The sequence below is a fragment of the Variovorax sp. 10L426 genome (assembly GCF_056395305.1).
Map to the genome: position 1 here is coordinate 1 of NZ_JBFTJF010000089.1, position 456 is coordinate 456.

1 protein-coding gene is annotated in these 456 nt (G+C 69.3%); it reads right to left on the minus strand.

Going from position 1 to position 456, the window contains the following annotated elements:
- Window positions 1-456, minus strand: a 456-nt coding sequence (locus AC1DHL_RS29890) for an NAD(P)H-dependent oxidoreductase (protein WP_478164350.1), incomplete at both ends; no start/stop codon positions are given.

Here is a 456-nt window from a genome sequence, read left to right on the forward strand (position 1 = left end):
GGCCACGGCCAGGTGGTCCTCGTCGGGCTTGTCGGCGTCGAGGTGTGAGACATGGGTCGCACCGTAGGGCGTGCCGGCCTTGAACATCACGGCGTCGGCGTAGCCCAGCGGCACGATGATCAGGCCCAGGTGGGCCATCGGCGTGTAGATCGACAGCAGCGTCGATTCATTGCCGCCGTGGCGCGACGAGGTCGAGCCGAACACCGAGCCGACCTTGCCGTTGAGCTTGCCCTGGAACCACAGGCCGCCGAGGCCGTCGATATAGGCCTTGAGTTCCGTCGAGATCGAGCCGAAGCGCGTCGGCGTGCCGAAGACGATGGCATCGGCCCACTCGGCGTCGGCCTCGGTCGGCGCTTCGTAGCGGTCGTTCATGGCGGTGGCGTTCTCGAGCCAGCCCGGCGCCTGGCGCATGACGTCGGGGCCGACCACCTCGCGCGCGCGGCGCAGGCGGACTTC